This is a genomic window from Aurantimonas coralicida DSM 14790 (assembly GCF_000421645.1).
Taxonomy (GTDB): Bacteria; Pseudomonadota; Alphaproteobacteria; order Rhizobiales; family Rhizobiaceae; genus Aurantimonas; species Aurantimonas coralicida.
In genome coordinates this window covers 863,411-890,232 of sequence record NZ_ATXK01000001.1, presented here as the reverse complement: position 1 = coordinate 890,232, position 26,822 = coordinate 863,411, and the positions used below count along the sequence as shown (strand labels likewise).

Annotated in this window: 21 protein-coding genes; 12 read left to right on the top strand and 9 right to left on the bottom strand. The window is 68.9% G+C overall.

Annotated elements, in window-relative coordinates:
* Positions 1-148 precede the first annotated feature (148 nt).
* The 5 genes from H536_RS0104080 to H536_RS0104060 all read left to right on the top strand — a co-directional run bounded on the left by H536_RS0104080 (position 149) and on the right by H536_RS0104060 (position 6,154).
* The gene (locus tag H536_RS0104080; protein ID WP_024349255.1) at positions 149-1,786 is read left to right on the top strand and encodes a pseudouridine synthase; all 1,638 of its coding nucleotides are present in this window, start codon (positions 149-151) and stop codon (positions 1,784-1,786) included.
* Between the two features lie 6 nt (positions 1,787-1,792).
* Complete coding sequence (gene rsmD, locus H536_RS0104075; protein WP_024349254.1) at positions 1,793-2,353, top strand: 16S rRNA (guanine(966)-N(2))-methyltransferase RsmD; 561 nt, start codon at positions 1,793-1,795, stop codon at positions 2,351-2,353.
* Positions 2,354-2,462: 109 nt separating this feature from the next.
* On the top strand, positions 2,463-3,917 hold the full coding sequence (locus H536_RS0104070; protein WP_024349253.1) for a M16 family metallopeptidase: 1,455 nt from the start codon (positions 2,463-2,465) through the stop codon (positions 3,915-3,917).
* The gene (locus tag H536_RS0104065; RefSeq protein WP_373279274.1) at positions 3,898-5,277 is read left to right on the top strand and encodes a M16 family metallopeptidase; all 1,380 of its coding nucleotides are present in this window, start codon (positions 3,898-3,900) and stop codon (positions 5,275-5,277) included. The genes H536_RS0104070 and H536_RS0104065 overlap by 20 nt, the downstream gene beginning before the upstream one ends.
* A 4-nt stretch (positions 5,278-5,281) precedes the next feature.
* Positions 5,282-6,154: a patatin-like phospholipase family protein gene (locus H536_RS0104060; RefSeq protein ID WP_024349251.1), complete on the top strand. Its 873-nt coding sequence runs from the start codon at positions 5,282-5,284 to the stop codon at positions 6,152-6,154.
* Positions 6,155-6,174: 20 nt separating this feature from the next.
* Here the strand turns inward: H536_RS0104060 and H536_RS0104055 are convergent, their stop codons facing one another.
* A complete protein-coding gene (locus tag H536_RS0104055; RefSeq protein ID WP_024349250.1) occupies positions 6,175-7,305 on the bottom strand; it encodes a DNA topoisomerase IB in 1,131 nt (376 codons plus the stop codon).
* A 176-nt stretch (positions 7,306-7,481) separates the two neighbouring features.
* On the opposite strand from H536_RS0104055, the gene H536_RS0104050 reads away from it, so the two are divergent.
* Positions 7,482-7,700 (top strand): hypervirulence associated TUDOR domain-containing protein, encoded by a 219-nt coding sequence (locus H536_RS0104050; RefSeq protein WP_024349249.1) that lies wholly within the window; start codon positions 7,482-7,484, stop codon positions 7,698-7,700.
* 63 nt (positions 7,701-7,763) lie between these two features.
* Here H536_RS0104050 and H536_RS0104045 read toward each other — a convergent pair whose 3' ends face one another.
* Positions 7,764-9,656, bottom strand: coding sequence for a monovalent cation:proton antiporter-2 (CPA2) family protein (locus tag H536_RS0104045; RefSeq protein ID WP_024349248.1), 1,893 nt, complete (start codon positions 9,654-9,656; stop codon positions 7,764-7,766).
* Between the two features lie 119 nt (positions 9,657-9,775).
* Between H536_RS0104045 and H536_RS0104040 the strand changes: the two genes are divergently transcribed.
* The 6 genes from H536_RS0104040 to lpxK all read left to right on the top strand — a co-directional run bounded on the left by H536_RS0104040 (position 9,776) and on the right by lpxK (position 15,441).
* A complete protein-coding gene (locus H536_RS0104040; protein ID WP_024349247.1) occupies positions 9,776-11,119 on the top strand; it encodes a TldD/PmbA family protein in 1,344 nt (447 codons plus the stop codon).
* The gene (locus H536_RS0104035) at positions 11,116-11,913 is read left to right on the top strand and encodes a 3'(2'),5'-bisphosphate nucleotidase CysQ (RefSeq protein WP_024349246.1); all 798 of its coding nucleotides are present in this window, start codon (positions 11,116-11,118) and stop codon (positions 11,911-11,913) included. Before H536_RS0104040 ends, H536_RS0104035 begins: the two co-directional genes overlap by 4 nt.
* A gap of 110 nt (positions 11,914-12,023) precedes the next feature.
* The gene (locus tag H536_RS0104030; protein ID WP_024349245.1) at positions 12,024-12,260 is read left to right on the top strand and encodes a DUF4170 domain-containing protein; all 237 of its coding nucleotides are present in this window, start codon (positions 12,024-12,026) and stop codon (positions 12,258-12,260) included.
* A gap of 54 nt (positions 12,261-12,314) precedes the next feature.
* Entirely contained in the window at positions 12,315-13,088 is a 774-nt protein-coding gene (locus H536_RS0104025) for a lysophospholipid acyltransferase family protein (protein WP_244495391.1), read from the top strand.
* On the top strand, positions 13,085-14,413 hold the full coding sequence (waaA, locus tag H536_RS0104020) for a lipid IV(A) 3-deoxy-D-manno-octulosonic acid transferase (protein WP_024349243.1): 1,329 nt from the start codon (positions 13,085-13,087) through the stop codon (positions 14,411-14,413). The genes H536_RS0104025 and waaA overlap by 4 nt, the downstream gene beginning before the upstream one ends.
* Positions 14,413-15,441 carry a tetraacyldisaccharide 4'-kinase gene (lpxK, locus tag H536_RS0104015; RefSeq protein ID WP_024349242.1) on the top strand — a complete coding sequence of 343 codons (1,029 nt, stop codon included), beginning with the start codon at positions 14,413-14,415 and terminating at the stop codon, positions 15,439-15,441. Before waaA ends, lpxK begins: the two co-directional genes overlap by 1 nt.
* A 19-nt stretch (positions 15,442-15,460) precedes the next feature.
* On the opposite strand, the gene H536_RS0104010 is transcribed toward lpxK, so the two are convergent.
* From H536_RS0104010 to H536_RS0103980, 7 genes are all read right to left on the bottom strand, one after another.
* Positions 15,461-15,673 (bottom strand): DUF2093 domain-containing protein, encoded by a 213-nt coding sequence (locus tag H536_RS0104010; RefSeq protein ID WP_024349241.1) that lies wholly within the window; start codon positions 15,671-15,673, stop codon positions 15,461-15,463.
* 97 nt (positions 15,674-15,770) lie between these two features.
* On the bottom strand, positions 15,771-17,639 hold the full coding sequence (mutL, locus tag H536_RS0104005) for a DNA mismatch repair endonuclease MutL (protein ID WP_024349240.1): 1,869 nt from the start codon (positions 17,637-17,639) through the stop codon (positions 15,771-15,773).
* 122 nt (positions 17,640-17,761) lie between these two features.
* Entirely contained in the window at positions 17,762-19,816 is a 2,055-nt protein-coding gene (glgX, locus tag H536_RS0104000; protein WP_024349239.1) for a glycogen debranching protein GlgX, read from the bottom strand.
* Between the two features lie 13 nt (positions 19,817-19,829).
* Entirely contained in the window at positions 19,830-21,458 is a 1,629-nt protein-coding gene (locus H536_RS0103995; protein WP_024349238.1) for an alpha-D-glucose phosphate-specific phosphoglucomutase, read from the bottom strand.
* Positions 21,455-22,906 (bottom strand): glycogen synthase GlgA, encoded by a 1,452-nt coding sequence (glgA, locus tag H536_RS0103990; RefSeq protein ID WP_024349237.1) that lies wholly within the window; start codon positions 22,904-22,906, stop codon positions 21,455-21,457. The genes H536_RS0103995 and glgA overlap by 4 nt, the downstream gene beginning before the upstream one ends.
* Entirely contained in the window at positions 22,906-24,177 is a 1,272-nt protein-coding gene (glgC, locus tag H536_RS0103985; protein WP_009208321.1) for a glucose-1-phosphate adenylyltransferase, read from the bottom strand. The genes glgA and glgC overlap by 1 nt, the downstream gene beginning before the upstream one ends.
* A gap of 156 nt (positions 24,178-24,333) precedes the next feature.
* Positions 24,334-26,820, bottom strand: a complete 2,487-nt coding sequence (locus H536_RS0103980; protein ID WP_024349236.1) for a glycogen/starch/alpha-glucan phosphorylase — start codon at positions 26,818-26,820, stop codon at positions 24,334-24,336.
* Between the last annotated feature and the right edge of the window lie 2 nt (positions 26,821-26,822).

Sequence of the window (26,822 nt, the reverse complement as noted above, 5' to 3'; positions counted from 1 at the left end):
GCCACCTGCTAATCCATTCGCGGGTCGGCGCAAGCGTTCCAGCTCCTCAGGGGCGAACCGCGCCACCGATCCTTTCACCATCTCGACGGTGGTGAGCCGGCGCCGAGCGCCGGTCCGAGCAGATAGCCGCCGCATGAGAGGCAGTTGCATGAGCGATACGACGAACGGCGACGACGGAAAAGGTCGCGGACGCGGACCCGGTGGCAAACGGGGCGCAGGTGGCGGTGACCGCGAGCGCGGTGACCGGCCGAAGCCGCGCGAGGGTGGCAAGCCCTTCACGCCGAAGAGCCGCGGCATGTTCTCCCATGGCGGCGCGCGCGACGACAAGGGCGAGGGGGCGAAGCCCCGCAGCTTCGGACGGCTGCAGCATGATGCGCCGAGAGGCGATCGCACGGAGCGGCCCGGCGGCGAGCGCCGCCCGGTGCGTGACGACCGGCCGAAGCGGGCGCCGCGCGACGATCGTGCGCCGCGCGCCGAGACCGAATCCGCCGTTGGCGAGATGCGGATCGCCAAGCGCCTGGCGCGTGCGGGCATCGCCTCGCGCCGCGACGCCGAAGGCATGATCGCCGATGGCCGCGTCAAGCTGAACGGCAAGGTCCTCGACACGCCGGCCGTCGTCGTCACGGCCTCCGACCGGATCGAGATCGACAATGCGCCGCTGCCGGCTATCGAGCGGACACGGCTGTGGCTGTTCCACAAGGCCGCGGGCACGGTGACCACCAACCGCGACCCGGAGGGCCGGCCGACGATCTTCGACCGCCTGCCCGGCGACATGCCGCGGGTGCTCACCGTCGGACGCCTCGACATCAACACCGAGGGGCTGCTGCTCCTGACCAATGATGGCGGGCTCGCCCGGATCCTGGAGCTGCCGGCGACCGGCTGGCTGCGGCGCTACCGCGTGCGCGCCCATGGCGCGATCACCCAGGCGCGCCTCGACGAGCTGCGCCAGGGCATCGCCATCGACGGGGTCTTCTACGGCGCCATCGAGGCGACGATGGACCGCGAGCAGGGCTCCAATGTCTGGCTGACGCTCGGTCTGCGCGAGGGCAAGAACCGCGAGGTCAAGAAGGTGCTGGCGCATCTCGGCCTCGAGGTGAACAGGCTGATCCGGCTGTCCTTCGGCCCGTTCCAGCTCGGCGACCTCAAGGAAGGGTCGGTGCAGGAGATCAAGGGCCGCATGCTGCGCGACCAGCTCGGCGAGCGGCTGATCGAGGAATCAGGCGCCGATTTCGACGCGCCCGTGGCCAAGCCCTTCTCCAACCGCCCGGTCGAGGCCGAGCGCACGGAGCGGCCGAAGAAGGCCGACGAGTGGATTTCCGCCAGCGAGACCGCGCCGAACAAGAAGCGGGTCCGCGAGGCCAAGCGCGAGGATGCGCTGGGCCGGCTCGATACCCGTGCCGGACGGCCCGAGCGTAACGATCGCGGCGACCGCAAGCCGTTCGGCGAGCGTCCGGGCAAGCGCTTCGAGGGGCCGAAGAAGCCCTATGGCGATCGCGACGCAGCCAGCGGCCGCGACGACGCGGCCAGCCCGCCCAAGCGGCCGATCGATGCGCCCAAGCGCAGCGCCAATGTCTGGATGGCGCCGGGCGCACGGCCGCAGGGAACCAAGAAAGCGCTGGGCTCGCAGGCTGGCCGGCCCGACCGGGGCCCGTCCCGCGGCGAACGGCCGTCCGGCCCGTCGGCGCCGCGTGGTGGGGCTGGCAAGCCCGCCGGTCGTCCGCCGCGCTCCGGCGGCGATGCCCCGCAGCGTCCGGGGCGCCCGCCGCGTCCGCCGCGCAAGGGCTGATCCGGCATGCGCATCGTCGGGGGTGAACTGAAGGGGCGGCGGCTGGCCGTCCCGAAGACCGATACGATCCGGCCGACTACGGACCGCAACCGCGAGACCCTGTTCAACATCCTGACGCACCGGGCAGGCTTCCAGCTCGACGGCGCCCGGGTGCTGGACCTGTTCTCCGGCACCGGGGCGCTCGGCATCGAGGCGCTGTCGCGCGGCGCCCGCTTCTGCCTGTTCGTCGAGGAGGGCGTCGAGGGCCGCGGTCTCATCCGCGAGAACATCGAGGCCTTCGGCTTGCAGGGGCGGTCCAAGATCTTCCGGCGCGACGCCACCAGCCTCGGCATCGTGGGAACGATGGAGCCGTTCGACTGCGTCGTGGCCGATCCGCCCTATGGGCGCGGGCTCGGCACGGCGGCGCTCGTCTCGGCGCGCGACGGCGGCTGGCTGAAGCCGGGGGCGCTGGTGATCGTCGAGGAAGCGCTGGCCGCGCCGTTCGAGGTGCCGGGCGGGTTCGAGCAGACCGACGAACGCGCCATGGGCGAGACGGTGCTGCGCTTTCTTGTCGCCCCGGGCCGCTGACCGCCATCCTCACGGCGACCTAAACAAACCTTAATTGGCAAGGATTCTCGGCATCCGGCATAGTCGCGAGGCTTGCAACAGGGTGCAACAACGAGGATCAGACCGAACGATGACGCATCACTTCCGCCCCATCGGCCTGCCGGCGCTCGCCGTCGCTTTCGTGCTGCCCCTGACGCTGTCGGCCGGTGCCCAGACAGAGCCGGCCCCGGCGCAGGCCGAGGTGACCGATCCGTCCGACACGGCGCCGACGACGCCCGAGACCGCGGCGCGCGAAAACGGGCCGGATCTCACCACCTTCACCCTCGACAACGGCCTGCAGGTCGTAGTGCTGCCCGACAATCGGGCGCCGATCGTCACCCAGATGGTCTATTACCATGTCGGCTCGGCGGACGAGGCGCCCGGCAAGAGCGGCATCGCGCATTTCCTCGAACACCTCATGTTCAAGGGCACGAAGAATCACCCCACCGCCGAGTACTCGCGCCGTGTCGCCGATATCGGCGGCCAGGAGAACGCCTTCACCACCTCCGACTATACCGGCTACTACCAGCAGGTGCCGGCCGACGCGCTGGCGATGGTGATGGAGATGGAAGCCGACCGGATGGAGAACCTCGTACTCTCCGAGGAGGCGGTCCTGCCGGAACGCGACGTCATCCTGGAGGAGCGCCGCATGCGGATCGACAACGATCCGGGCTCGCAGCTCTCGGAAGCCGTGCAGGCGGCGTTGTTCCAGAACAGCCCCTACGGCACGCCGGTGATCGGCTGGCGGCAGGAGATGGAAGGCCTGACGCGCGACGACGCGATCGCCTTCTACGACAAATATTATACGCCGAACAACGCGACCCTTTTGATCGCCGGTGACGTCGACGTCGCCGAGGTCCGCGATCTCGTCGCGGAGACCTACGGCAAGGTCGAGCGGCGGGCCGATCCGGGCGACCGGGTTCGTCCGGTCGAGCCGGAGCCGCTGGCTGAGCGCACCGTGACGCTGACCGATCCGCGCGTCACACAGCCGTCGCTGCAGACCGCCTATCTGGTGCCGTCGGAAACGACGGACGAGAACGGCGAGGCCGAGGCGCTGGACATTCTGGCGGACATTCTGGGCGGCGGCACCACCAGTCGCCTCTATCGCGGGCTGGTCGTCGACCGGGCGCTGGCGGCCGCCACCGGCACCTATTACGGCGGCACCGCGCTCAAAGAGGCCCAGTTCGTCGTCTACGGCACGCCGCGCGACGGCGCTTCCCTCGATGCCGTCGAGGCGGCGCTCGACGAGGAAATCGCAACGCTGATCGAAGACGGCGTTACCGAGGCGGAACTGGACCGGGCCAAGAACCGGGTGCGCAAGAACATGATCTATCTGCGCGACAGCCAGACCTCCATGGCCCGCCGCTATGCCGCGGCCCTGGCCACCGGCCGCACCATCGAGGATGTCGAGGCATGGCCCGAGCGCATCGAGGCGGTGACCGTCGAGGACGTCAACGCCGTCGCCCGCAAATATCTGCGGCCGCAGCGCTCGGTCACCGGCTATCTCAGACCCGAGGCCCAGCCGGATGCCGACACGCGCTCCTGATCTTCCCCTTCGCAGAAGGAATCTCCCGTTGAAGTCATTCGTCCCCGCGCTCGGTGGCACGATCGCCGCCCTGGCCCTGTCGTTCAGCCTGTCCTTCGCATCGGTCGGCACCGCCGAGGCCGTCGATATCCAGACGGTCACCAGTCCCGGTGGCATCAAGGCGCTGCTCGTCGAGGATCACACCAATCCGCTGATCGCGATGAAATTCGCCTTCAAGGGCGGCGGCTCGACCCAGGACGATCCCGGCAAGGAAGGCACTGCGAACCTGATGTCCGGTCTCCTCGACGAGGGGGCCGGCGACATCGACAGCCAGGAATTCCAGGCGCGGCTCGACGATCTCGGCGTGTCGCTGAGCTACGACGCCAGCCTGGACAATTTCTCGGGCAGCTTCCGGACCATCACCGAGGTCAATGACGACGCCTTCGCCCTGTTGAAGGCATCGATCAACGATCCGCGCTTCGACGAGGAGCCGGTGGCGCGGATCCGCGGCCAGATCATGGCCGGGATCCTCGCCGAGCAGAACGATCCCGGCGAGCTCGCCGGCAAGGCCTTCTCGCGCACGGTCTTCGCCGATCATCCCTATGCGCGGCCGACCAAGGGCACGCTGGAGACGCTGGCAACCGTCGGCGCCGCCGACCTCGAGGCATTCAGAAAGCGCATCTTCGCGCGCGACAATCTCTATGTCGGCGTCGTCGGCGACATCACGCCGGACGAACTCGGCAAGCGGCTCGACGAAGTCTTCGGCGCGCTGCCCGAAACGCCCGAGCTGAAGCCCGTGGCCGATATCCAGCCGGTCCTCGGCAAGACCGAGGCCGTCGACCTGGCGGTGCCGCAGACGACGATCCAGATGGCCCTGCCGGGCGTGATGCGCGACGATGACGAGTTCTTCGCCGCCTATCTGATGAACCACATCCTGGGCGGCGGCTCCTTCACGTCGCGGCTTTACGAGGAAATCCGCGAGAAGCGCGGCCTCGCCTATGGCGCCGGTTCGTTCCTGGCCAGCTACGACCATGCGGCGGTGCTCGGCATCAGCACCGCGACCCGGGCGGAAAAGGCCGAGGAAAGCATCGCGATCATCCGCGAGCAGCTGGCCGATCTCGCCGAAAACGGCCCGACGGCCGAGGAGCTGGCGAAGGCGAAAGCCTATGTGAAGGGCGCCTACGCCATCCGCAATCTGGATTCCTCGGCGGCGATCGCCTCGACGCTGCTCGGCATCCAGCTCGACGATCTCGGCATCGACTATATCGACAAGCGCCAGGACCTGATTGACGCGGTCACGCTCGATGACGTCAAGGCGCAGGCCGAGGCGCTGTTGTCGGCGCCGCCGACGATCATCACCGTCGGTCCCGCGGGAGCCTGACGGCGTGACGACGCTCGGGCTCGCCCTAGGGGGCGGCGGCGCGCGCGGGCTCGCCCATATCCATGTGCTCGAAGCCTTCGACGAACTCGGGCTCGTGCCGGATCGCATCGTCGGTTCATCGATCGGCGCCATCATGGGGGCCGGCCGCGCCTCCGGCATGAGCGGCCGCGACGTCCGCGACTTCGTCCTCGACTGCTTTGCCGGCAAGAGCCTCGTCTTCGGCCGGCTCTGGCGCACCCGTCCGGGCAGCTTCCAGGAATTCCTTGCCGATGGTGGGCTGCGCCTCGGCCAGCTCAATGCCGAGCGCGTGGTGCGGGCCTTCCTGCCGCTCGATCTGCCGCTGCATTTCAGCGAGCTGAAGATTCCGCTCGGGGTGATGGCCACCGATTTCTACGGCAAGCTGGAGTGCGAGATCGATTCCGGCGAACTGTTCAGCGCGCTGGCCGCGACGGCCGCCCTGCCGGCGGTGTTCCGGCCGGTGCGCCGGGACGGGCGGATCCTGATCGATGGCGGCATCTTCAACCCGCTGCCCTTCGACCGGCTGCAGGGCAAGGTGGACAAGGTCATCGCCGTGGACGTCAATGGCGGCCCGAAGGGCGGGCCGGACATCATGCCGACGCCGCTGGAGGCGCTGTTCGGGGCCTCGCAATTGATGATGCAGTCGATCATCGACACCAAGGTCCACATGCATCCGCCGGACCTCCTGATCTGCCCGCCGGTGTCGCATTACGGCGTCCTCGACTTCCTGCGCACCAAACAGATCCTCGACGAGACCAGCCCGGTGAAGGAAGAGACCAAGCGGTCGCTCGACGCGCTGCTCTCGTCCAGGAACAGCGGTCGGCGTCAGCACGGGATCACGTCGGTCAAGGCCGGATAGGCCACACTGTCGGCGGCCGCCTACTCGGCGGCTTCGAGGACCCGCTCGTCCAGCCGACCGGTTTGTGGCGGCGTTTCCGCTGCCTCGTTCAGGGTCTCGTTCTGCCCGGCCGTGACCGGCTTGCGCGCTGCCTGTTCGAGGAAGCGCATCAGCCCGGTCTCGACGCGGGTGAGCCCCTCGCGGCAGCGACCCTTCAGGAGGTCGGGCGACAATTCGCCGGCCTCGAAGGCGGCGACGATCTGCGGGTGGACATAGGACGCGCGGGCAACGGCCGGCGTGTTGCGCAGCACCGTGGAGACCGAGCGCATGGCCGCGGCCACGGCGCGCTTGCGCTTCGACTTGCTGTTCACCTTGTCCCCGGCATCCTCGACCAGATAGCGCAGCGCCTCGGCCGAGCCGTGGAATGTGCGGAAGTCCTTGGCCGAGACCGGCGCGTCGGCGGCCTCGTGCAGATAGTCGTTGAGGAGGTTGGCGGTCAGCTCGCGCTGCTCCTTGCGGGCATCGGGGAAGCGGAACAGGCGCTTGCCCTTGCCCTTGCGGACCCGCTTGAGCGACTTGACCATCGGCCGGTCGACGATCTCGATGCGCTGCGGCTTGTTGGACTTGGCGACGAACTTCAGCACCGCCGCCTTCTTGACGATACGCAGATTGTCCTTGCGCAGGGACGCGACGCCGCGCCCGCCATCGCTGGCATATTTCTCGTGGCCGGGCCGCATGGCGGTCAGGTCGATCAGCCGGGTGGCGATCGCCGAGGTGGTCAGGCGGTCGAGCTTGCGGCGGCGCATGTCCTTCTCGACGCGGCGGCGCAGCCGGGGGAGGGCATGGCCGAAGCGCAGCAGCCGCTCGGTCTTTACCGCGTCGCGTACATTCACCCATTCGTCGTGATAGCGATATTGCAGCCGGCCCTTCTCGTCGCGACCGATCGCCTGGATGTGGCCGCTCTCGTCCATGCAGATCTTCACCTCGGTCCAGGCCGGGGGAATGGCGAGGGCCTTCACCCGCTTGCGCAGGCGTTTGTCGGCGATGGGCTCGCCGTTGGAAAAGCAGATCTTGAACCCCTTGCCGCATTTGCGGCGCTCGACCTCGAACCGGTGCGGATCGGTGAGGGCGAGGCCGAATTGTTCGGCGTGATAGGCAAGGCGAGGGTTCATGACGGGGCCGATGGATGGAAGGCCGCAAGGCCGGGACGAGTCTGCAAACGGCGGCCTTCGGATTCCGGTTCCGCGCCCGCTCTGCGGCGATTTGGCCGGCCCGGACGCAAAGCCCTGCGGGAACGCATCCGCCGCGAGATCGCTTCGCGCCTATCCAATCAACAGGAGGCGAGCCGATGGCCAAGTACCGCAAGGGCGAATGGGTCGAATGGAACTGGGGAGCCGGGACCGGCACCGGGAAGGTCAGCGACACCTTCACCGAAAAGGTCACCCGCACCATCGAGGGCAGCGAGATCACCCGCAATGCCGACGCGGACAACCCCGCCTACATGATCGAGCAGGAGGATGGCAGCCGGGTGCTGAAGTCGGAATCGGAGCTGTCCAAGCCGGACTGAGCTCCGGCTTTCCGGCGCCATCATAGCGCCGCCCTCGGTGGATGACGCTGCGGCCGTCGCGCGTCAGCGCGACTGGATCTTGCCGAAGTCGCGACGGCGCCCGCGAAAGGGGCGTCCGCGGCGGCGCTTGATCGGCGCCCCGTCTTCCGGGCTCGCGCCGGCGTCATCATCGGTTGGCGAGCGCTCGATGTCCTTGAGGGCCGGGCGCGGCTTGACCAGCGGCTCAGGCGTGACGACGCGGTTCGTGATCATGTCGGTGCCAGCATAGAAGCCCTCGGCCTCCTGCAGCTTGAGACGGGCGAGATCGCGCCGGCGCACATCCTCGGTGATCCGGTCGGCCAGCTCGTCCTCGATGCCCAGGGCGTCGAGCGTCGCCCGCCCGAAGGCGAGGGCGGATTCCACCGTCTCGCGGATCTCGTAGTCGACGCCGCGGGCGCGCAGCGACAAAGCGTGGCTGCGGTCATAGGCGCGGACATAGAGCCGGACATTGGGAAAATCGGCGCGGATCAGGTCGACGATCCGGTCGGTGGTTTCGCGCTTGTTGGTACAGATGGCGACCAGCCGCGTCTTGCGGATGCCGGCCGCTTCCAGGACGTCCTTGCGCAGCCCCGACCCGAAATAGATGCGGAAGCCGAAGGCCTCCGCCGTGCGGATGCGTTCGGCCGAGGAATCGATGATGGTCACGTCGGTACCGCTCGACAGCAGCACCTGTGCCGTCATCTGCCCGAAGCGCGAGAAGCCGATCATCAGGACCGAGGCGCCGGCGCCGGCAAAATCCTCGTCCAGCACCTCCTCGTCGCCATTCGCCTCGGTGCTGAGCCGGCGTCCGAGCCAGGTGGTCAGCGGCGTCAGCATCATCGACAGGGTGACGATGGCGATGAGGAACGAGGCCGTCGCCTCGGAGATGAGCAGCCCCGCCGAGGCCGCGGTGAACAGCACGAAGCCGAACTCGCCGCCCTGGGCCAGCAGGCCGGAGACGCGAGTGGCGGTGTTGCCGGTCTCGCCGAAGGCCCGCGACAGAAGATAGATGATCGCCGCCTTCGCCAGCATCAGCGCCGGCGTCAGGGCGAGGATCGCCAGCCAGTCGCGCATCACGACGGCCAGGTCGAGCGACAGCCCGACCCCCATGAAGAACAGGCCCAGCAGCAGGCCTCGGAACGGCTCGATATTGGCTTCGAGCTCGTGGCGATAGGTGGATTCGGCCAGGAGCACGCCGGCTATGAAGGCGCCCATGGCCATGGAGAAGCCCGCCGCCTCCATCAGCATGGCCGATCCCAGTACCACGAAGAGCGCGGCGCCGAGCATCACCTCGCGGGCGCCGGAGGTGGCCATGAGGCGGAACAGCGGATTGAGCAGATAGCGGCCGCCGACCACCAGGGCCGCGACGGCACCGACCGAGATGGCGATCTCGACCGGGTCGATCGCCGTGTCGCCCGAGGCCGGCGCCAGGAACGGGATCGCGGCCAGAAGCGGTACGACGGCCAGATCCTGGAACAGGAGGATCGAAAAGGCCGACTGGCCGTGGCGGGTATTGGTCTCGCCGGCCTCGTCGAGCAATTGCAGGCCGAAGGCGGTAGAGGACAGAGCGAGGCCGAAGCCGATCAGGACGCTCGCCTGCCACGAGAAGTCGAACAGGAAGGCGACGCCCGCCAGCACCAGGCCGGACAGCACCACCTGGGCAAGGCCGAGGCCGAAGATCTGGCGCCGCATCGCCCACAGGCGGCCGACCTTCAGTTCCAGTCCGATGATGAACAGCAGGAAAACGACGCCGAGCTCACCGATATGCAGGATCTCCTCGCCATCGGCGACGACGCGGAAGACCGGGCCGAGCAGAATGCCGGCAAACAGATAGCCCAGAACCGTGCCGAGCCCGATGCGCTGGAACAGCGTACCTGCGACGATTCCGCCGCCCAGAAGCAGCACGACTTCCAGAAAGATCGAGGTTGTGTGCTCCACCGAAGCTCCCGTTCCCGGTTGCTGCACGCGCGGCCGGCTGCAATCGCGTGCAATGACGCCTTGATGGCTATGGCATCGCACAATAAATGGTTCGGTGACGAACACCAGCAGGCAGGTTCATGGACGACGACAGCACGCGGCTCCTTTCGGTCGCCGAGCGGCTCATCGAGACCGCACGAAAGGCCGGGGCCGACGCCTGCGACGTGGCGGTGGTCCGCTCCTTCGGGCGATCGGTTTCGGTCCGGCTCGGCGCAGTCGAGGACACGGAGAATTCCGAGAGCGAGGACATGTCGCTCCGCGTCTTCGTCGGTCGGCGCGTCGCCACCGTCTCGGGCGACATCCACAGCGATCCGCAGCCGCTGGTCGAGCGAGCGATCGCCATGGCGAAGGTCTCGCCGGAGGATCCTTTCGCGCGGCTCGCCGATGCCGACCGCCTGGCCGACGGCCGCGACGATCCTGGTCTCGATCTCTACGACGACACCGATCTGGCCACGACGGCGATGATCGACGAGGCGCTGGCGATGGAAGAGGCCGCGCGCGGCGTTGCCGGCGTGACCAATTCCGGTGGGGCCTCGGTCTCGGCAGGCGCGGCCGGCCTCGTGCTGGCGACCTCTTCGGGCTTTGCCGGCCACCGCATGCGCTCGGGCTTTTCGCGCTCGATCAGCGTCATCGCCGGCACCGGCGTCGGCATGCAGCGGGACTATGATTTCGATTCCCGCATCCATTACGCCGATCTCGACGACCCCGAGGCCATCGGCCGGCGCGCCGGCGAGCGGACCGTGCGGCGCCTCAACCCCGGCACGGCGGCCACCGGCCGCATGCCGATCCTCTACGATCCGCGCATCGCGCGGGGGCTGATCGGCAGCATCGTGGCCGCGGTCAACGGCGCCGCGATCGCCCGCGGCACGAGCTTCCTGAAGGACCGCATGGGGCAGGCGATCCTGCCGGAAAGCTTCACGCTGACCGACAACCCGCTTTTACCGCGGCGGCCGGGCTCGCGCCCCTTCGACGGCGAGGGCGTGCGCGGCGCGCCGATGGCGCTGGTCGAGAACGGCATCCTGCGCAACTGGCTGCTCGACACGGCGACGGCGACGGAGCTTGGCCTTCAGAGCAACGGCCGCGCGGCACGCGGCGGCAACGGCGTGTCGCCCTCGTCGAGCAACGTCCTCCTGTCGCCCGGGCGGATGTCGCGCGAGGCGCTGATCCACGAGACCGGCACCGGGCTCTATATCGACGAGCTGATCGGCCACGGCACCAATCTGGTGACCGGCGACTACAGCTGCGGCGCCTCGGGCTATCTCATCGAGAATGGCGAGCTGACCACGCCGGTATCCGAGCTGACCATCGCCGGCAACCTCACCGACATGCTGGCCTCGCTGACGGCGGCCGACGATCTCGACGAACGGTTCTCCACCGTGGTGCCGACCCTGCGGATCGGCTCCATGACCGTGGCGGGCGCGTGATCTTGTCGGGCTACCAGGACGATCTGGAACTGGTGAAGGCGGCGGCCGTCGAGGCCGGCGAGATCGCGCTCGGCTTCTTTCGCCGCGACCCCAAGGTCTGGTGGAAGGAGGGCAATTCCCCGGTCAGCGAGGCGGATTTCGCCGTCGATCTGATGCTGCGCAACACGCTGGTGGGCGCCCGGCCGGACTATGGCTGGGTGTCGGAGGAGATGCAGCCGGGCGACGCACGGACGGGCACCGGCAGCCGCTTCTTCGTGGTCGATCCGATCGACGGCACGCGGGCCTATCTGCGCGGCGAGGACACCTGGTGCGTGTCGATCGCCGTGGTCGAGAACGGCCGTCCGGTGGTCGGCGTCATCGTGGCGCCCTCGATGGGCGAGATCTTCGAAGTGACCGCCGACGGCACGCCGCTGATGAACGGGGCCCCTTGCGCCGTTGCCGAGCCGGGGCCGGGCGAGCGGATGCGGCTGGCGATGCCCGATTCCATGCGCAAGCGCGTCGAGGCCTCCGATGGCGAAGCCTTCGCCAGCGAGAAGGCCGTGCCGTCGCTGGCCTACCGGCTGGCGCTGGTGGCCTGCGGGCGGCTCGACGGGACGCTGATCCGGCCGCGCGCCAGCGACTGGGACATCGCCGCCGCCGATCTCCTGATCGAGCGGGCGGGCGGCCTCCTGTGCGGCCGGGCCGGCCTGCCGACCGTCTATCGCAGCGAGGGGCGGCGGCACGAGATCCTGATGGCCGCCTCGCTGGCGGCGATGCCGCGGCTGCAAAGGCTCGCCGAGGCCGTTCCCGACTGAACGGCGCCGCCGCCTTGGAGCGGACGGTATTTTGGTGCAGGACAAGGCTGCACCCGGTAACAACACCCCAGTCTGCGCCGCGCGCGGCGCGGTGCAGGACGAAAGAGGACATGATGGAAGAGCAGAAACCCAAGCAGCTTCTTCACCTGGTCTTCGGTGGCGAACTGGACGATCTCCAGAGCGTCGATTTCAAGGACCTCGACAATCTCGACATCGTCGGCATCTTTCCCGACTACGCCTCGGCCCTGACGGCCTGGCGGTCGAAGGCGCAGCAGACCGTGGACAACGCCGCCATGCGGTATTTCATCGTCCACATGCACCGGCTGATGGACCCGGACAAGCAGTGAGGCCGGTCTGTCCCCGGACAGGCGGTCAGGCTGACGTCGATGTCGGATGAATTGATGGCACAGGCTCGAACCGGCGAGGACGGCGCTCCGCCGAAACGCCCGCGGGGGACCCTGCGCGCGTGGCGCAAGCGCGTCCGGCGCCTGCTCCGCAGCCCGGCGACCATGGCGGTCGGCGGCAGCGCGATCTATCGCGGTCTGCGCCTCGTCCATGCGACCCAGAGGGAAGCGCCTGGCTCGACCGACTGGCGGGCCCGGCTGACCGCCGAGCATCCGGCGATCGTCGGCCTGTGGCACGGGCAGCATCTTCTGGCGCCGTTCTTCCGGCCGGCCGAACTGCCCTATGTCGCGCTCCTGTCGCGCAATGCCGACGCGGAGATGAACGCCGCCGTGGTCGCGCGCTTCGGCATTGAGACGGTGCGCGGCTCGGGCGGACGCGCCGGACCGGTGCGGGCCCAGAAGGGCGGGGCCAAGGCGCTGATCGCGCTGCGCCGCTATCTCGCCCGCGGCTTCGGCGTCTGCATGATCGCCGACGTGCCGAAGGGCGTGCCGCGCGACGCGGGGCTCGGCATCGTCACGCTGGCGCGGATTTCCGGCCGGCCGGTCCTGCCGTCGGCGGCGGTCACCAGCCGGCGCTACGTGGTCGAGAGTTCCTGGGACAAGACGACGGTGCCGCTGCCCTTCGGCCGCATTGCGGTGGTGGTCGGCGAACCGATCCATGTGGCGGCCGATGCCGACGCGGAGGAGATGGAGGCCAAGCGGCGCGAGATCACGCTGGCGATCGAGGCGGCGAATGTCGCGGCCGAGCGGCTGGTCGGGAGGGTTGCGTGAGCGATTTCCTGGCCCGCGCCGCACTCGCCTCCTACCGGGCGGCCGGCACGCTCGTCTATCCGCTGCTCGGCCCCTATGTCGGCTACCGCACCTCGCGGGGCAAGGAAGACCCCTTGCGCCGCCGCGAACGCTACGGTCATGCCAGTGTCGAGCGCCCGGCCGGTCCGCTGGTCTGGGTGCATGCGGCGAGCGTCGGCGAAAGCGCCGCGGTCACGCCGCTGGTGCGGGCGATCGCGGCCGACGGCATCTCCGTCCTGATGACCACCGGCACGATGACCTCGGCGACGCTGGTCGCCGAACGGCTCGGCGACTGCGTCATCCACCAATATGTGCCGCTCGATCTCGGCCCCTCCATCCATCGCTTCCTCGACCATTGGTGCCCGGACGTGGCGATCGTGGCGGAAAGCGAGATCTGGCCGACGACGCTGATGGAGCTGAACCGGCGGCGCATTCCGCAGGTGCTGGTCAATGCGCGCCTGTCGGACCGCTCGTTCAAGCGCTGGAAGTCGGCGCCGTGGCTCGCCGAGGCGCTGATGGAAACACTGGCGCATGTGGTCGCCCAGTCGGATGTGGACGGCGAGCGCTTCCATCTCCTGGGCGCGCGGGCCGTTTCGGTGGCGGGCAATCTGAAGGCCGATACCGCTCCGCCGCCAAGCCCCGGCGCGGCGCTGGACGAGATGATCGCGGCGCTGGGCGAGCGGCCCCGCTGGGCGGCGCTCTCCACCCATGCCGGCGAGGAGACGCTGGCCGGCGAGGTGCATCGCAAGCTGGCCGCAAGCCATCCCGGCCTTCTGACGATTGTGGTGCCGCGCCACACGACGCGCGGCGACGAGATCGAGGCCGAGCTGACCGGCGCCGGCCTCAAGGTCGCGCGGCGCAGCCGGGGCGACCTTCCCGATGCGGAAACCGATATCCTGCTCGGCGACACGATGGGCGAGATGGGGCTCTATCTGCGGCTCACCGACATCGCCTTTCTCGGCAAGTCGGTGACCGGCGAGGGCGGCCAGAACCCGCTCGAGGCGGCGATGCTGGGCACCGCGATCCTGTCGGGCCGCTATGTCCAGAATTTCCGCGACGCCTATCAGCGGCTGTTGAAGAATGGCGGCGCCAAGATCGTGCGCGACGGCGACACGCTGGCCGCCTGCCTTGTGCAGATCCTCGACGATCCCGCCGCGCTTGCCCGCATGAAGCGGGCCTCGGCGACGACGGTGGAGGAGATGCGCGGCGCGCTGCCGCGGACCATGCAGGCACTGCAGCCGTTCCTGCATCCGCTGAAGCTGTCGGTGGGCCTTGACCGCTGCAACCGTCCGGCGGCGCCGCGATGATGCGGGCCGAGACGCCGCCCTTCTGGTGGCGGCCGAAAGCCTGGCAGAGCCTGATGCTGGCACCGGCGGCGGCGGTCTACGGGCGCGTGGCCCGGCGCAATCTGGAGCACGGCGAGCGCGCCGATGTCGGGGTGCCAGTACTGTGCGTCGGAAACTTTACCGTCGGGGGAGGCGGCAAGACGCCGACCGCCATGGCGCTCGGGCGCGCCGCGCTCGCCGAGGGGCTGCGCCCCGGCTTCGTGTCGCGCGGCCACGGGCGGGCCAGCCGCGGCGCCGTGCTGGTCGATCCGGCCCATCACAGCGCGGCCGAGGTCGGCGACGAGCCGCTGCTCCTGGCGAGCGTCGCGCCGACCTGCGTCGCGGTGAACCGCCGGCAGGCCGCGCAGAAGCTGCTCGCCGAGCGCGGCGTCGACTTCATCATCATGGATGACGGCTTCCAGAGCGCCCGGCTGGCGATCGACTTCGCGCTGATCGCGGTGGATGCGCGGCGTGGTCTCGGCAATGGCGCCGTGGTGCCGGCCGGGCCTGTACGCGCGCCGCTCATCGACCAGATCCGCTATGCCGACGCACTATTGGTGATCGGCGAGGGCAGCGCCGGCGATGCCGTCATCCGGCAGACGGCGCGGGGCAACAAGCCGATCTTCGAGGCGGCACTGGAGCCGGAGAACGGCGCCCGCTTCGCCGGGCTGCGGGTGCTGGCCTTCGCCGGCATCGCCGATCCGGCGAAATTCTACGCCAGCCTGACCGCGCTCGGCGCCGAGATCGTCGAGACCCGCGACTTTCCCGACCACCATGTCTTTTCCAGCGACGACATGGACGATCTGTCGGCCTCGGCCTGGCGCGAAGGCCTGCAGATGGTGACGACGCGCAAGGATGCGGTGCGGCTGGCAACGGGATCCGCCGCGATGCAGCTGTTCCTGAAGGAATGCGAGGTGCTCGACGTGGCGCTCGGCTTCGCGCCGCAGAGCCTCGGCGCCCGCATCATCCGCGATACGCGGCGCGCCTTCCGTCGTCGCAAATTCGGCTGAGCGGCCGGAGCGGTCCGTCTCAGCCCTTGCTGGCGACTTCCTTTTCGCGGCGGAACGAGGCCTCGCCGTCGACATAGGCTTCCTGGCGCTCGACGCTCCAGTAGCGCAACAGGTCGAGCGGGATCGCCTCGCCGGTCACGGCGCAGCGCACATAGGCGCCGGGCCGCACGACCTGAAAATCGGGCGTGCCGTAGCGCAGCTTCGCCTCGCCGCCATTCTCCATGCGGTTCATGGATGTCTCCGCTGTCGGTGGACCGGCATTGCCAGCCGGTCGGTCGGCTTCTGACTAACGCCGGGCCGGGGAGCCGTCAAATGGCACCGCCTCGCCTTCAGCGGCGGCCGAACATCTTCTCGATGTCGGCGAGCTTCAGCTCGATGAAGGTCGGCCGGCCGTGATTGCACTGGCCTGAGCCGGGCGTCGCCTCCATGTCGCGCAGGAGCGCGTTCATCTCTTCCGGCTTCATCAGCCGTCCCGAGCGCACCGAGCCGTGGCAGGCGATGGTCGCGGCGACATGGTCAATGCGGCCGCGCACGGCGTCGGCGGTGCCGGCCTCGGCGAGCTCGTCGGCGAGGTCGCGCACCAGACGCTGGCAATCGACGCTGCCGAGGATCGCCGGCGTCTCGCGCACGGCCACCGCGCCGGGACCGAAGCGCTCGATGCCGAGGCCGAGCCGGGCGAAGGTCTCCGCCTGCTCGGCGAGGCGATCGACGTCGTCCTCCGGCAGATCGACGATCTCCGGGATCAGCAGCAGCTGCGAGGCGAGGGGGCGGCCGTGCAGGGCCGTCTTCAACGCCTCGTAGACGAGGCGCTCATGGGCGGCGTGCTGGTCGACGATGACGATGCCGTCCTCGGTCTCGGACACGATGAAGTTGCGGTGGAACTGCGCCTTGGCCGCACCCAGCGGATGGTCGGCCCCGTTCGCCCCGTCCTCGGTGGGCTCGGTGTTGGCGGCAGCGTAGGCGGCGGGCGCCGGCGTGGCGGCGGAGCCGGCGTCAGCTGCGCGGTCGAGGGTCGCGGCATCGGCGCCCATATCGAGGGGCCGGTAGGGCGAGGCCTCGGCGGCATAAGCGGCCTGGCGCGGCGCGGCGAAGCCGCCGGGCGCGAAGCCGTCGAAACGGCGCGGGGCCGGCGTCACCGGTGCCGGCTCGGCGGGGGCGGCGCCCCGGAAGCGGGCCATCAGACCGGAGGCGTTGGTGGTCGCCGAACGCAGGCCGGCCTCGTTGAAGGCCTGGCGCAGCGAGCCGACGATCAGGCCGCGCACCAGCCCTGGATCGCGGAACCGCACATCGGCCTTGGCCGGATGGACATTGACGTCGACGAGGGCCGGGTCGAGGTCGAGAAACAGGACCGCGACGGGATGGCGGTCGCGGGCCAGAACGTCGGCATAGGCGCCGCGCAGGGCCGAATGCAGCGTCTTGTCGCGGACCGGCCGGCCATTGACGTAGAAGAATTGCTGCTGGCCATTGCCGCGATTGTAGGTCGGGATCCCGGCAAAGCCGCGCAGCCGCACGTCCTCGCGCATGGCGTCCACCGGGATGGCATTGTCGGCGAAGTCCTGCGTCAGCACGTCGGCGATGCGCGGCAGCGGTGCGTCGCCGGGCACCGCCTCGAACACCGTCGTCGTGCGGTCGGGGCCGGACAGCTCGAAGCGGACGCCCGGAAAGGCGATGGCGATGCGCCGGACGATCTCGGTGATCGCGCTGGATTCGGCCCGGTCGCTCTTCAGGAATTTCAGCCGGGCGGGCACGGCGTGGAAGAGATCGCGGACCTCGATCACCGTGCCCCGGGACAGGGCGGTGGGGCGCAGCTCGGAGGGGCGGCCCGCCTCGACGCAGATCTCGTAGGCTTCGTCGCTGCCGGCGGCCCGGGACTTCAGGCTGAGCCGGCCGACCGAGCCGATCGAGGGCAGGGCCTCGCCGCGAAAGCCGAGGGTGCCGATAGCGTCGAGGCCGCCGGCGAGCTTGGAGGTGCAATGGCGGCGCACCGCCAGCGGCATCTCGGCGGCCGGAATGCCGCAGCCGTCGTCGCTGATCCGGATGAGATTCTTGCCGCCGCCGGCCGTGGCGATCTCGATGCGCCTTGCGCCGGCATCGAGGGCGTTCTCGACCAGCTCCTTGACGACGCTGGCCGGCCGCTCGACGACTTCGCCGGCAGCGATCTGGTCAATCAGGGCATCGGAGAGCTGCTGGATGGGCATGGGATACGGGCCCGGTTCGCGGTCAAGGGGGCGCGGAGCATCGCCGCGCGCCTGCCGTTCTTACCGGCTCGCCGGGGCCGCAGCAAACCGGTCCGGTGCCACGCCTGTGGACGGCGCGGCGATCAGAGCCGCTCCTCGAGGATGACGAACACCGAACGGGACTGGACGATGAGCCCGTCCGCCGCGTCGATGCGCCGGGGTTCGAGCTGCGGCCAGTCCGACTGGAGATGCAGGCAATAGGCGTGGTCGGGGCGCGGCGGCGGCAGCGTGACCGCGATGTCGGCGTCGCCGGCATTGAGATAGATCACCGCCCGCTCGCTCTCGATGTCGTCTTCGCCGCGCGGCGCATAGACCGACATGCCGAGGAAGCGCCTTTCCGGATCGGACCAGTCGCCGGGCTCCATGGGGGCGCCATCCTCGCGCAGCCAGACGACGTCCTCGACGTCGCCGCCCTCGACCGGGCGGCCGGTGAGGAAGCGGTCGGCGTTGAGGGCCGGATGGGCACGGCGCAGTTGCGACAGCCGGGCGACGAAGGCGGCGAGATCCGTGTCGGCCCGCGCCCAGTCGAGCCAGGTGATCTCGTTGTCCTGGGCATAGCCATTGTTGTTGCCGCCCTGGCTGCGGCCGAATTCGTCGCCGGCCACCAGCATCGGCGTGCCGCGCGCGACCATCAGCGTCGCCAGCATGGCGCGGATGTCCTTGCCGCGCGCGTCGAGGATGGCCGGATCGTCGGTCTCACCCTCGACGCCGTTGTTCCAGGAGTGGTTGTCGTTGTGGCCGTCGCGATTGCCCTCGCAATTGGCCGCGTTGTGCTTCTCGGCATAGGCGGCGATATCGGCCAGCGAGAAGCCGTCATGGGCGGCGATGAAATTGACGCCGCTCGACGGGCGGCGGCCGTCGCGGTCGTAGAGATCGGCCGAGCCGGCGAGGCGCGTCGCCAGCGCCCCGACCATGCCGGCATCGCCGCGCCAGAAGCGGCGGACATCGTCGCGGAACTTGTCCTGCCATTCGAACCAGGGCTTGGGAAACCGGCCGACCTGGTAGCCGCCGGGACCGATGTCCCAGGGTTCGGCGACATGGATGCGGTGCTTCAGGACGGGATCGGCGGCGAGCATGCGGAAGAACGGCGCGTCGGCTGAGAAGCCGTCGTCCAGCCGTCCCATCACCGGGGCGAGATCGTAGCGGAAGCCGTCGAGGCCGGTCGCCTCGACCCAGGTTCGCAGTGCGTCGATGCACAGCCGCGCCACCGGTTCGCGGTGGGTGGCAAGGGTGTTGCCGGTGCCGGTGTCGTTGACGAGCAGGCCCGGCTCGTCCTCGGCGTGGCGGTAGTAGAGGAGATTGTCGAGGCCGCGATAGCAGACCGTCGGCCCGTTCTCGTCGCCCTCGCCGGAATGGTTCAGCACGACGTCGAGCAGCACCTTGATGCCGCGCGCATGGAGCGCATCGACCACCCGGCGGATCTCGGCAAAGCCGCCCGGCGCAAGCCGCGGGTCGGGCGCCATGTGGGTGATCGGATTGTAGCCCCAGGCATTGGTCAGGCCGTGTGCCGAGAGATGGCCCTCGTCGATCCAGGCGGCGAGGGGCATCAGCTCAACGGTCTCGACGCCGAGCTTCTCCATGTGATCGAGGAAGACGGGTTCGGCGAGGGCGGCGACGGTACCGCGGATCTCGGCCGGGACATCCGGATGGCGCTGGGAATAGGCGCGGACCAGCACCTCGTAGGTCAGGCCGGGGGCGGCAAAGGGCAGGGGCGCGGCGCTGCGATCGAGCGCAGTGACGAGCGCCCGCGGCATGTAGGGCGCACTGTCGAGCTGGCGCTCGGGCGGGGCTGCGAGCACCGGATGATAGAGGAAGGGGCGGTCGAGTTGCACCGCATAGGGATCGGCGAGGAGCTTGGACGGGTCGAAGCGATGGCCGTCCTTCGGTCGGTAGGGGCCAAGCGCACGAAGGCCGTAGCGGGCGCCGGCCGCAAGGCCCGGCACGAAGCCGTAGTGCCGGCCGTCCTTTTCGCCGGGCAGGACGAGCCGCGCGGTTTCCCGCGTGCCGGTCGGGTCGAAGAGGCAGAGCTGGATGGCGTCGGCATTCTCGGAGTGGACGGCGAAATGGACGCCGTCGCCGTCGAGCGTCGCGCCGAGCGCGGCGGGCCTGCCGCGCTCGGCCGTGATTGCGTAGGTCATGCCGTCCCTGCGGTCAGGTGATGACGTCCGGCGCCGTGCGGCCGGTGCGCTTGCCGATCTCGCCGATCGCCGAGGCCGTGTCGATGAGCTCGGCCAGCGCCTGTTCGGGGGCAATGTCGTGGCGGGTGCGGTCGGGCTCGTAGCGCTCGATATAGACGCGCAGGGTAGCGCCCTTGGTGCCGGTGCCCGACAGGCGGTAGACGATGCGCGAGCCGCCGGAGAAGACGATCCGCACGCCCTGGCCGGTGGCGACCGAGCCGTCGACCGGGTCCTTGTAGGAAAAATCGTCGGCCTCGGAAACGACAAGCGTGCCGAAGCGCTGGCCGGCCATGGAGGCGAGGCGATCATGCAGCGAGCCCATCAGCCCCTCGGCCGCCTTGGCGTCGACCTCCTCGTAGTCGTGGCGCTGGTAGTAATTGCGCCCGAACTCGGCCCAGTGGCTTTCCAGGATCGCCTGCACGCTCTCGCGGCGCACGGCCAGGATGTTGAGCCACAAGAGCACCGCCCACAGGCCGTCCTTCTCGCGGACATGGTCGGAGCCGGTGCCGGCGCTCTCCTCGCCGCAGATGGTCACCTTGCCGGCATCGAGCAGCGTGCCGAAGAACTTCCAGCCGGTGGGCGTCTCGTACATGCCGATGCCGCGCTTGGCGGCGACCCGGTCGGCGGCCTGGCTGGTCGGCATGGAGCGGGCGATGCCGGCGATACCGTCCGTGTAGGCCGGCGCCAGATGGGCGTTGGCGGCCAAGACCGCCAGCGAATCCGAGGGCGAAACGACGATGCCCTTGCCGACGATCAGGTTGCGGTCACCGTCGCCGTCGGAAGCCGCACCGAAATCCGGTCCGTTGGGCGCCATCAGCTGGTTGATCAGCGTCGCGGCGTGGACCGCGTTGGGATCGGGATGTCCGCCACCGAAATCCTCCAGCGGCTCGCCATTGATCACCGTGCCGAGCGGTGCGCCGAGCCGGTTCTCCAGTATTTCCTTGGCATAGGGGCCGGTCACGGCGTGCATGGCGTCGAAGCGCAGGGTGAAGCCGGAGGCGATGAGGTCGCGGATCTGGCCGAAATCGAACAGCTTTTCCATCAGCGCGGCATAGTCGGCGACCGGGTCGATGACCTCGACCACCATGTCGCCAAGCTTTGTCTCGCCAAGTTCGGCAAGGCTCGGGGCGTCGCCGGACCAGATGCGGTACTGCGACATCGTCCGCGTGCGCTCGAAGATCGCGGAGGTGATCTTCTCCGGCGCCGGACCGCCATTGGCGACATTGTACTTGATGCCGAAATCGCCCTTCGGGCCGCCGGGATTGTGGCTGGCCGACAGGATGATGCCGCCGGCCGCCTTGCGGATGCGGATCAGGTTGGAGGCGGCTGGCGTCGACAGGATGCCGCCGCGGCCGACGACGACGCGGCCATAGCCGTTGCCGGCAGCCATGCGGATCGCGGTCTGGATCACCTCGCGATTGTAGAAGCGGCCGTCGCCGCCGATCACCAGGGTCTCGCCGTCATGGCTGTCGGCGGCGTCGAAGATCGCCTGGATGAAATTCTCGGCGTAATTGGCCTGGCGGAAGTGCGGGACGCTCTTGCGCAGGCCCGAGGTGCCGGGCTTCTGGTCGTTGAAGGGCTTGGTGGCGATCGTCTCGATCATGGCCGCTGGTCTCCGATAAGATCGCGGAAGAGTTGGGCGTAGTGCCCGGCGCTGCTGCGCCAGGATACGTCGGATTGCATCGCGCTGAGCTGTAGCTGGCGCCAGGCGGCCGGGTCGGCATACAGCCGCTGCATCCGGTCGACGGCGTCGATGAGGTCGTCGCGCGTGGGCGGCGCGAAGATGAAGCCGGTGGCAACGCCGGCGGTGATGGCGGCGTGGTTGGCGTCGATCACCGTGTCGGCGAGGCCGCCGACCTTGGCGACCACCGGAATGCAGCCATAGCGCAGGCCGTAGAGCTGGGTGAGGCCGCAGGGCTCGAAGCGCGACGGCACGAGGATCGCGTCGGCGCCGGCCTGGACCCGGTGGGACAAGGCCTCGTCATAGCCGATGCGCACGCCGATCTTGTTCGGATGCCGGGTATGGGCGGCCTGGAAACTGCCCTCGATCATCGGCTCGCCGGAGCCGACCACGACCATGCGCACGCCGCGTTCGACAAGGTCGTCGCAGGCGTCGGCGACGAGGTCGAGGCCCTTCTGCCAGGTCAGGCGGCTGACCACGGCGACGATCGGGCCGTCCTCATGGGCGAGGCCGAACTCGGTCTCCAGCGCCCGCTTGTTGCGCTGGCGCGCCTTGGGCGAGCGGGCGCTGTAATGATGCGGGATGTCGGGATCGGTCTTGGGGTTCCAGACCTCGGTGTCGATGCCGTTGACGATGCCGACCAGCCGCTCGCCGCGCCCGCGCAACAGGCCGTCGAGCCCCATGCCGCCGCCCGGCGTCAGGATCTCCTCGGCATAGGTCGGGCTGACGGTGGTGACCGCGTCGGCAGCGTGCAGGCCGCCCTTCAGATAGCCGACATTGCCGTAATATTCGACGCCCTCGATCGACCAGGCGGATGGCGGCAGGCCAAGGCGCGGGAAGATCTGATAGGGGAAATTGCCCTGGAAGGCGAGGTTGTGGATGGTCACCACGGTGCGCGGCCGCGGCTTGCCGGACACCGCCAGATAGACCGGCGTCAGCGCCGCCTGCCAGTCATGGGCATGGACGATCGCCGGTGCGAAGCCCGGGATCGCACCCTGGCCGATCTCGGCGCCGGCCTTCGACAGCGCCGCGAAGCGGGCCCAGTTGTCGGCGTGGTCGTGGCCGGCGCTCGACACATAGGGACCGCCGGTCCGGTCGAAGAGATGCGGCGCGTCGAGGACGAGAAGGTCGAGCCCGCCGGCGGTCGCCGCAAGGACGCGCGCCGGCCCGCCGAAGAGATCGTCGAAACGGCAGGCGATGTCGGCGTTGTCGATCTGCCGCATGACATCGGGATAGCCCGGCATCAGCGTGCGCACGGCAAAGTCGTGGGCCGCCAGCGAGGCGGGAAGCGCCCCCGCCACGTCCGCCAGCCCGCCGGTCTTGATCAGCGGGAAGACTTCCGAGGCGACGGAGAGCACGCCGGTGGTCATCAGTAGGTGAGCCTGTCGATCATCGGCTTGGTGACGAGGCAAATGCCGTTCGCCGTGCGGCGGAACCGCTTGGCGTCGAGCTCGGGATCCTCGCCGATCACCAGGCCGTCGGGGATTTCCACGCCGCGGTCGAGCACCGCCCTGGTGATGCGGGCGTGGCGGCCGATACGGCACTGGGGCAACACGACCGCGTGGTCGAGCATGGAATAGGAGCGCTGGCGCACCCCGGTGAACAGCAGCGAGCGGTGCAGCTGACCGCCGGAGATGATGCAGTCGCCCGAGACCAGCGAGGAGATCGCCGAGCCCCGGCGGCCGTCCTCGTCATGGACGAACTTGGCCGGCGGCACCACGTCGGCATAGGTCCAGATCGGCCAGTCGCGGTCGTAGATGTCGAGCGGCGGGATGATGTCGGTCAGGTCGATATTGGCCTGCCAGTAGGCGTCTACCGTGCCGACGTCGCGCCAGTAGGCCTCGTCGTCCGGCTCGTTCTCCGAGCGCACCACCGACAGGTTGAAGCGATGGGCGACGGCGCGGCCGTGCTTGACGATATGCGGGATGATGTTCTTGCCGAAGTCGCGGCTCGATCCGGGATCGGCGGCGTCGCGGCGCAGCTGGTCCATCAGGAAGTTGGTCTCGAAGACATAGATGCCCATCGAGGCCAGCGCCGTGTCGGGACGGCCCGGAATGGCGGGGGGATCGGCCGGCTTCTCGACGAAATCGGTGATGTTGTAGTTCTCGTCGACATGCATGACGCCGAAGGCGACAGCCTCCATGCGCGGCACTTCGAGGCAGCCGACCGTCACGTCCGCACCCGAATCCACATGCTGCTGGAGCATGATCTCGTAGTCCATCTTGTAGACGTGGTCGCCGGCCAGGATGACGATGTAGCGCGGCGCGTAGGATTCGATGATGTCGATATTCTGGTACACGGCGTCGGCGGTGCCGGCGTACCACTGGTCCTCGGACACGCGCTGGCTGGCGGGCAGGATGTCGAAGCTCTCGTTGCGGCCCGGCCGCAGGAAGTTCCAGCCGTTCTGCAGGTGCCGGATCAGGCTGTGGGCCTTGTACTGGGTGGCGACGCCGATGCGGCGGATACCGGAATTGATGGCGTTGGAGAGCGCGAAGTCGATGATCCGCGTCTTGCCGCCGAAGAAGACGGCCGGCTTGGCGCGGCTGTCGGTCATCTCCATCAGCCGACTGCCGCGTCCGCCGGCCAGTACGTAGGCCATCGTCTCGCGGGCCAGCGGTCCGGCGCGTCTGTTCTCTGCCATGAACTCCTCCCTGGATCATCCATGGGGCAGACGGCTCTCCGGATGGCCGGCTGACTGGCCCGGCACCCGATCGTTCTTCCCCCACGCATGTCGAACATAGCGCAGACGCGGCCCGACGCCATGCCGGATCGCGATCAATCGCCTCAGCTATGGGAATCAGGCGTCCGGACCGGCCTTCCAGATGTCGCGGGCATATTCGCGGATCGAACGGTCGGAGGAGAACCAGCCCATGCGCGCGGTGTTGCGCACGGCCTTGGCCTGCCACTCGTCCTGGTCCTGCCAGAGCACGTCCAGACGGCGCTGGGTGTCCCAATAGGCCTGGAAGTCGGCGCAGGTCATCCACCAGTCGTTGTTGTAGAGGTTCGAGACCAGGTTGTGGTAGCGCGCCGGGTCCTCCGGCGAGAAGACGCCCGAGGAGATGGCGTCCAGCGCCTCGCGCAGCAGCGGAAGCTCGGCGATGATCGAGCGGCCGCTATGGGCCTCGCGCCGCCGCTGGGCGACTTCCTCGGCGGTCAGGCCGAAGATGAAGATGTTGTCCTCGCCGACATGCTCCAGCATCTCGACATTGGCGCCGTCGAGGGTGCCGATGGTCAGCGCGCCGTTCATGGCGAACTTCATGTTGCCGGTGCCGGACGCCTCGAGGCCGGCTGTCGAGATCTGCTCCGACAGGTCGGCCGCCGGCATGATGATCTCGGCGAGGCTGACATTGTAGTTCGGGATGAACACCACCTTCAGGAGGTCGCGGACCGCCGGATCGCTGTTGATCGTGCGGGCGACGTCGTTGGCGAGGTGGATGATCTCCTTGGCCTGGGCGTAGCTCGGCGCCGCCTTGCCGGCGAAGATCTTGACGCGGGGCGACCAGTCGCGCTCGGGATGCGAGCGGATCTGGTCGTAGAGGGCGATCGCCTCGATGATGTTCAGGAACTGGCGCTTGTATTCGTGGATGCGCTTGACCTGGATGTCGAAGATCGCGCCCGGATCGACCTGCGTCGCCATGCGCTCGCCGATGAGGTTGGAGAGCTGCTCCTTGTTGCGGCGCTTGACCGCCGCGAAGCGCTCGCGGAAGGCGGCATCGTCGGCCAGCGGATCGAGATCGGCTATCTTCTCGATATCGTCGAGGAAGGCCGGGCCGATCGCATCGGTCACGAGTTCGGTGAGGCCGGGGTTGGCCTGCATGATCCAGCGGCGCGGGGTCACGCCATTGGTCTTGTTCTCGATGCGGTCGGGATAGAGCAGGTGGAGATGGTGGAACACCGTCTCCTTCATCAGTTCGGTGTGCAGGGCCGAGACGCCGTTGACGGCATGGCTGCCGACGAAGGCGAGCTGGCCCATGCGCACGCGCCGGCCATTGCCCTCGTCGATCAGCGAGATCGCGGCGATCCGGGAGTCGTCGAAGCCCTTTTCCTGCGCCGCCTCGCGGATGACGCCGGCATTGATGGCGTAGATGATCTGCATCTGGCGCGGCAGGAGCCGCTCGAACAGATGGATCGGCCAGTGCTCCAGCGCCTCGGGCAGCAGCGTGTGGTTGGTATAGGAGAAGGTGTTGCGGGTGATCTCCCAGGCCTCGGCCCATTCATGGCCGTGCACGTCGATCAGGAGCCGCATCAGCTCGGCGACCGAGACCGCCGGATGGGTGTCGTTGAGCTGGATCGAGAACTTGTCGGCGAGGTTCGACAGATTCTCGTTGGCGTGGAGATGGCGCCGGATGATGTCCTGCAGCGAGGCGGAGGAGAAGAAATACTCCTGCCGCAGGCGCAGTTCCTGGCCAGCCTGGTGGGAGTCGGCCGGATAGAGGATGCGGGTGATCGCCTCGGCCTTGTTGGATTCGACCAGGGCGCCGATGTGATCGCCGGAATTGAAGGCGTCGAGCAGGATCGGGTCGAGCGGCTGGGCGCTCCACAGGCGCAGCGTGTTCACGCGGCGTCCGCGCCAGCCGACGATCGGCGTGTCGTAGGCGACGGCGAGAACGCGCTCGGCCGGGCGCCAGACCTGCCGGGCCGGGCGGCCGGGCTCCTGGATGGTGGTGACCTTGCCGCCGAAGCCGATCTCGTAGGCGAGTTCGCGGCGCTCGAACTCCCAGGGATTGCCATGGGCGAGCCAGGTTTCGGGCAACTCCACCTGCGCACCGTCGGCGATTTCCTGGCGGAAGAAGCCGTGGACGTAGCGGATGCCGTAGCCGAAGCCGGGAATGTCGGTGGAGGCCATCGACTCCATGAAGCAGGCGGCGAGGCGGCCGAGGCCGCCATTGCCGAGCGCGGCGTCGGGCTCCAGCAGTTCGACGAGATCGAGATCGACGCCGTAGCGCGACAGCGCCTCGCGGATCGGCTCGGTCAGGTTGAGATTGTTGATCGCATCGCGCAGCAGGCGGCCGATCAGGAATTCCATCGACAGGTAGCAGACGCGCTTCTCGCCGCTGGTCTTGGCGCGCTGGGAGGATTCCATCCACTGGTCGATGATCCGGTCGCGGATGACCAGTGTCGTCGCTTCGAGCCAGTCGTAGCGCCGCGCCTCGGCCGGGGTCTTGCCGACGGCGTAGGTCAGCTTCTCGACGATCTGCCGGGCCAGCGTCTCCGGGTCGTTCTTGCGGGGTGCAGGTGTCGGGGCACCGGTTCCGTCCAGGGCGGAATCGACCTCGTTCGTCATGT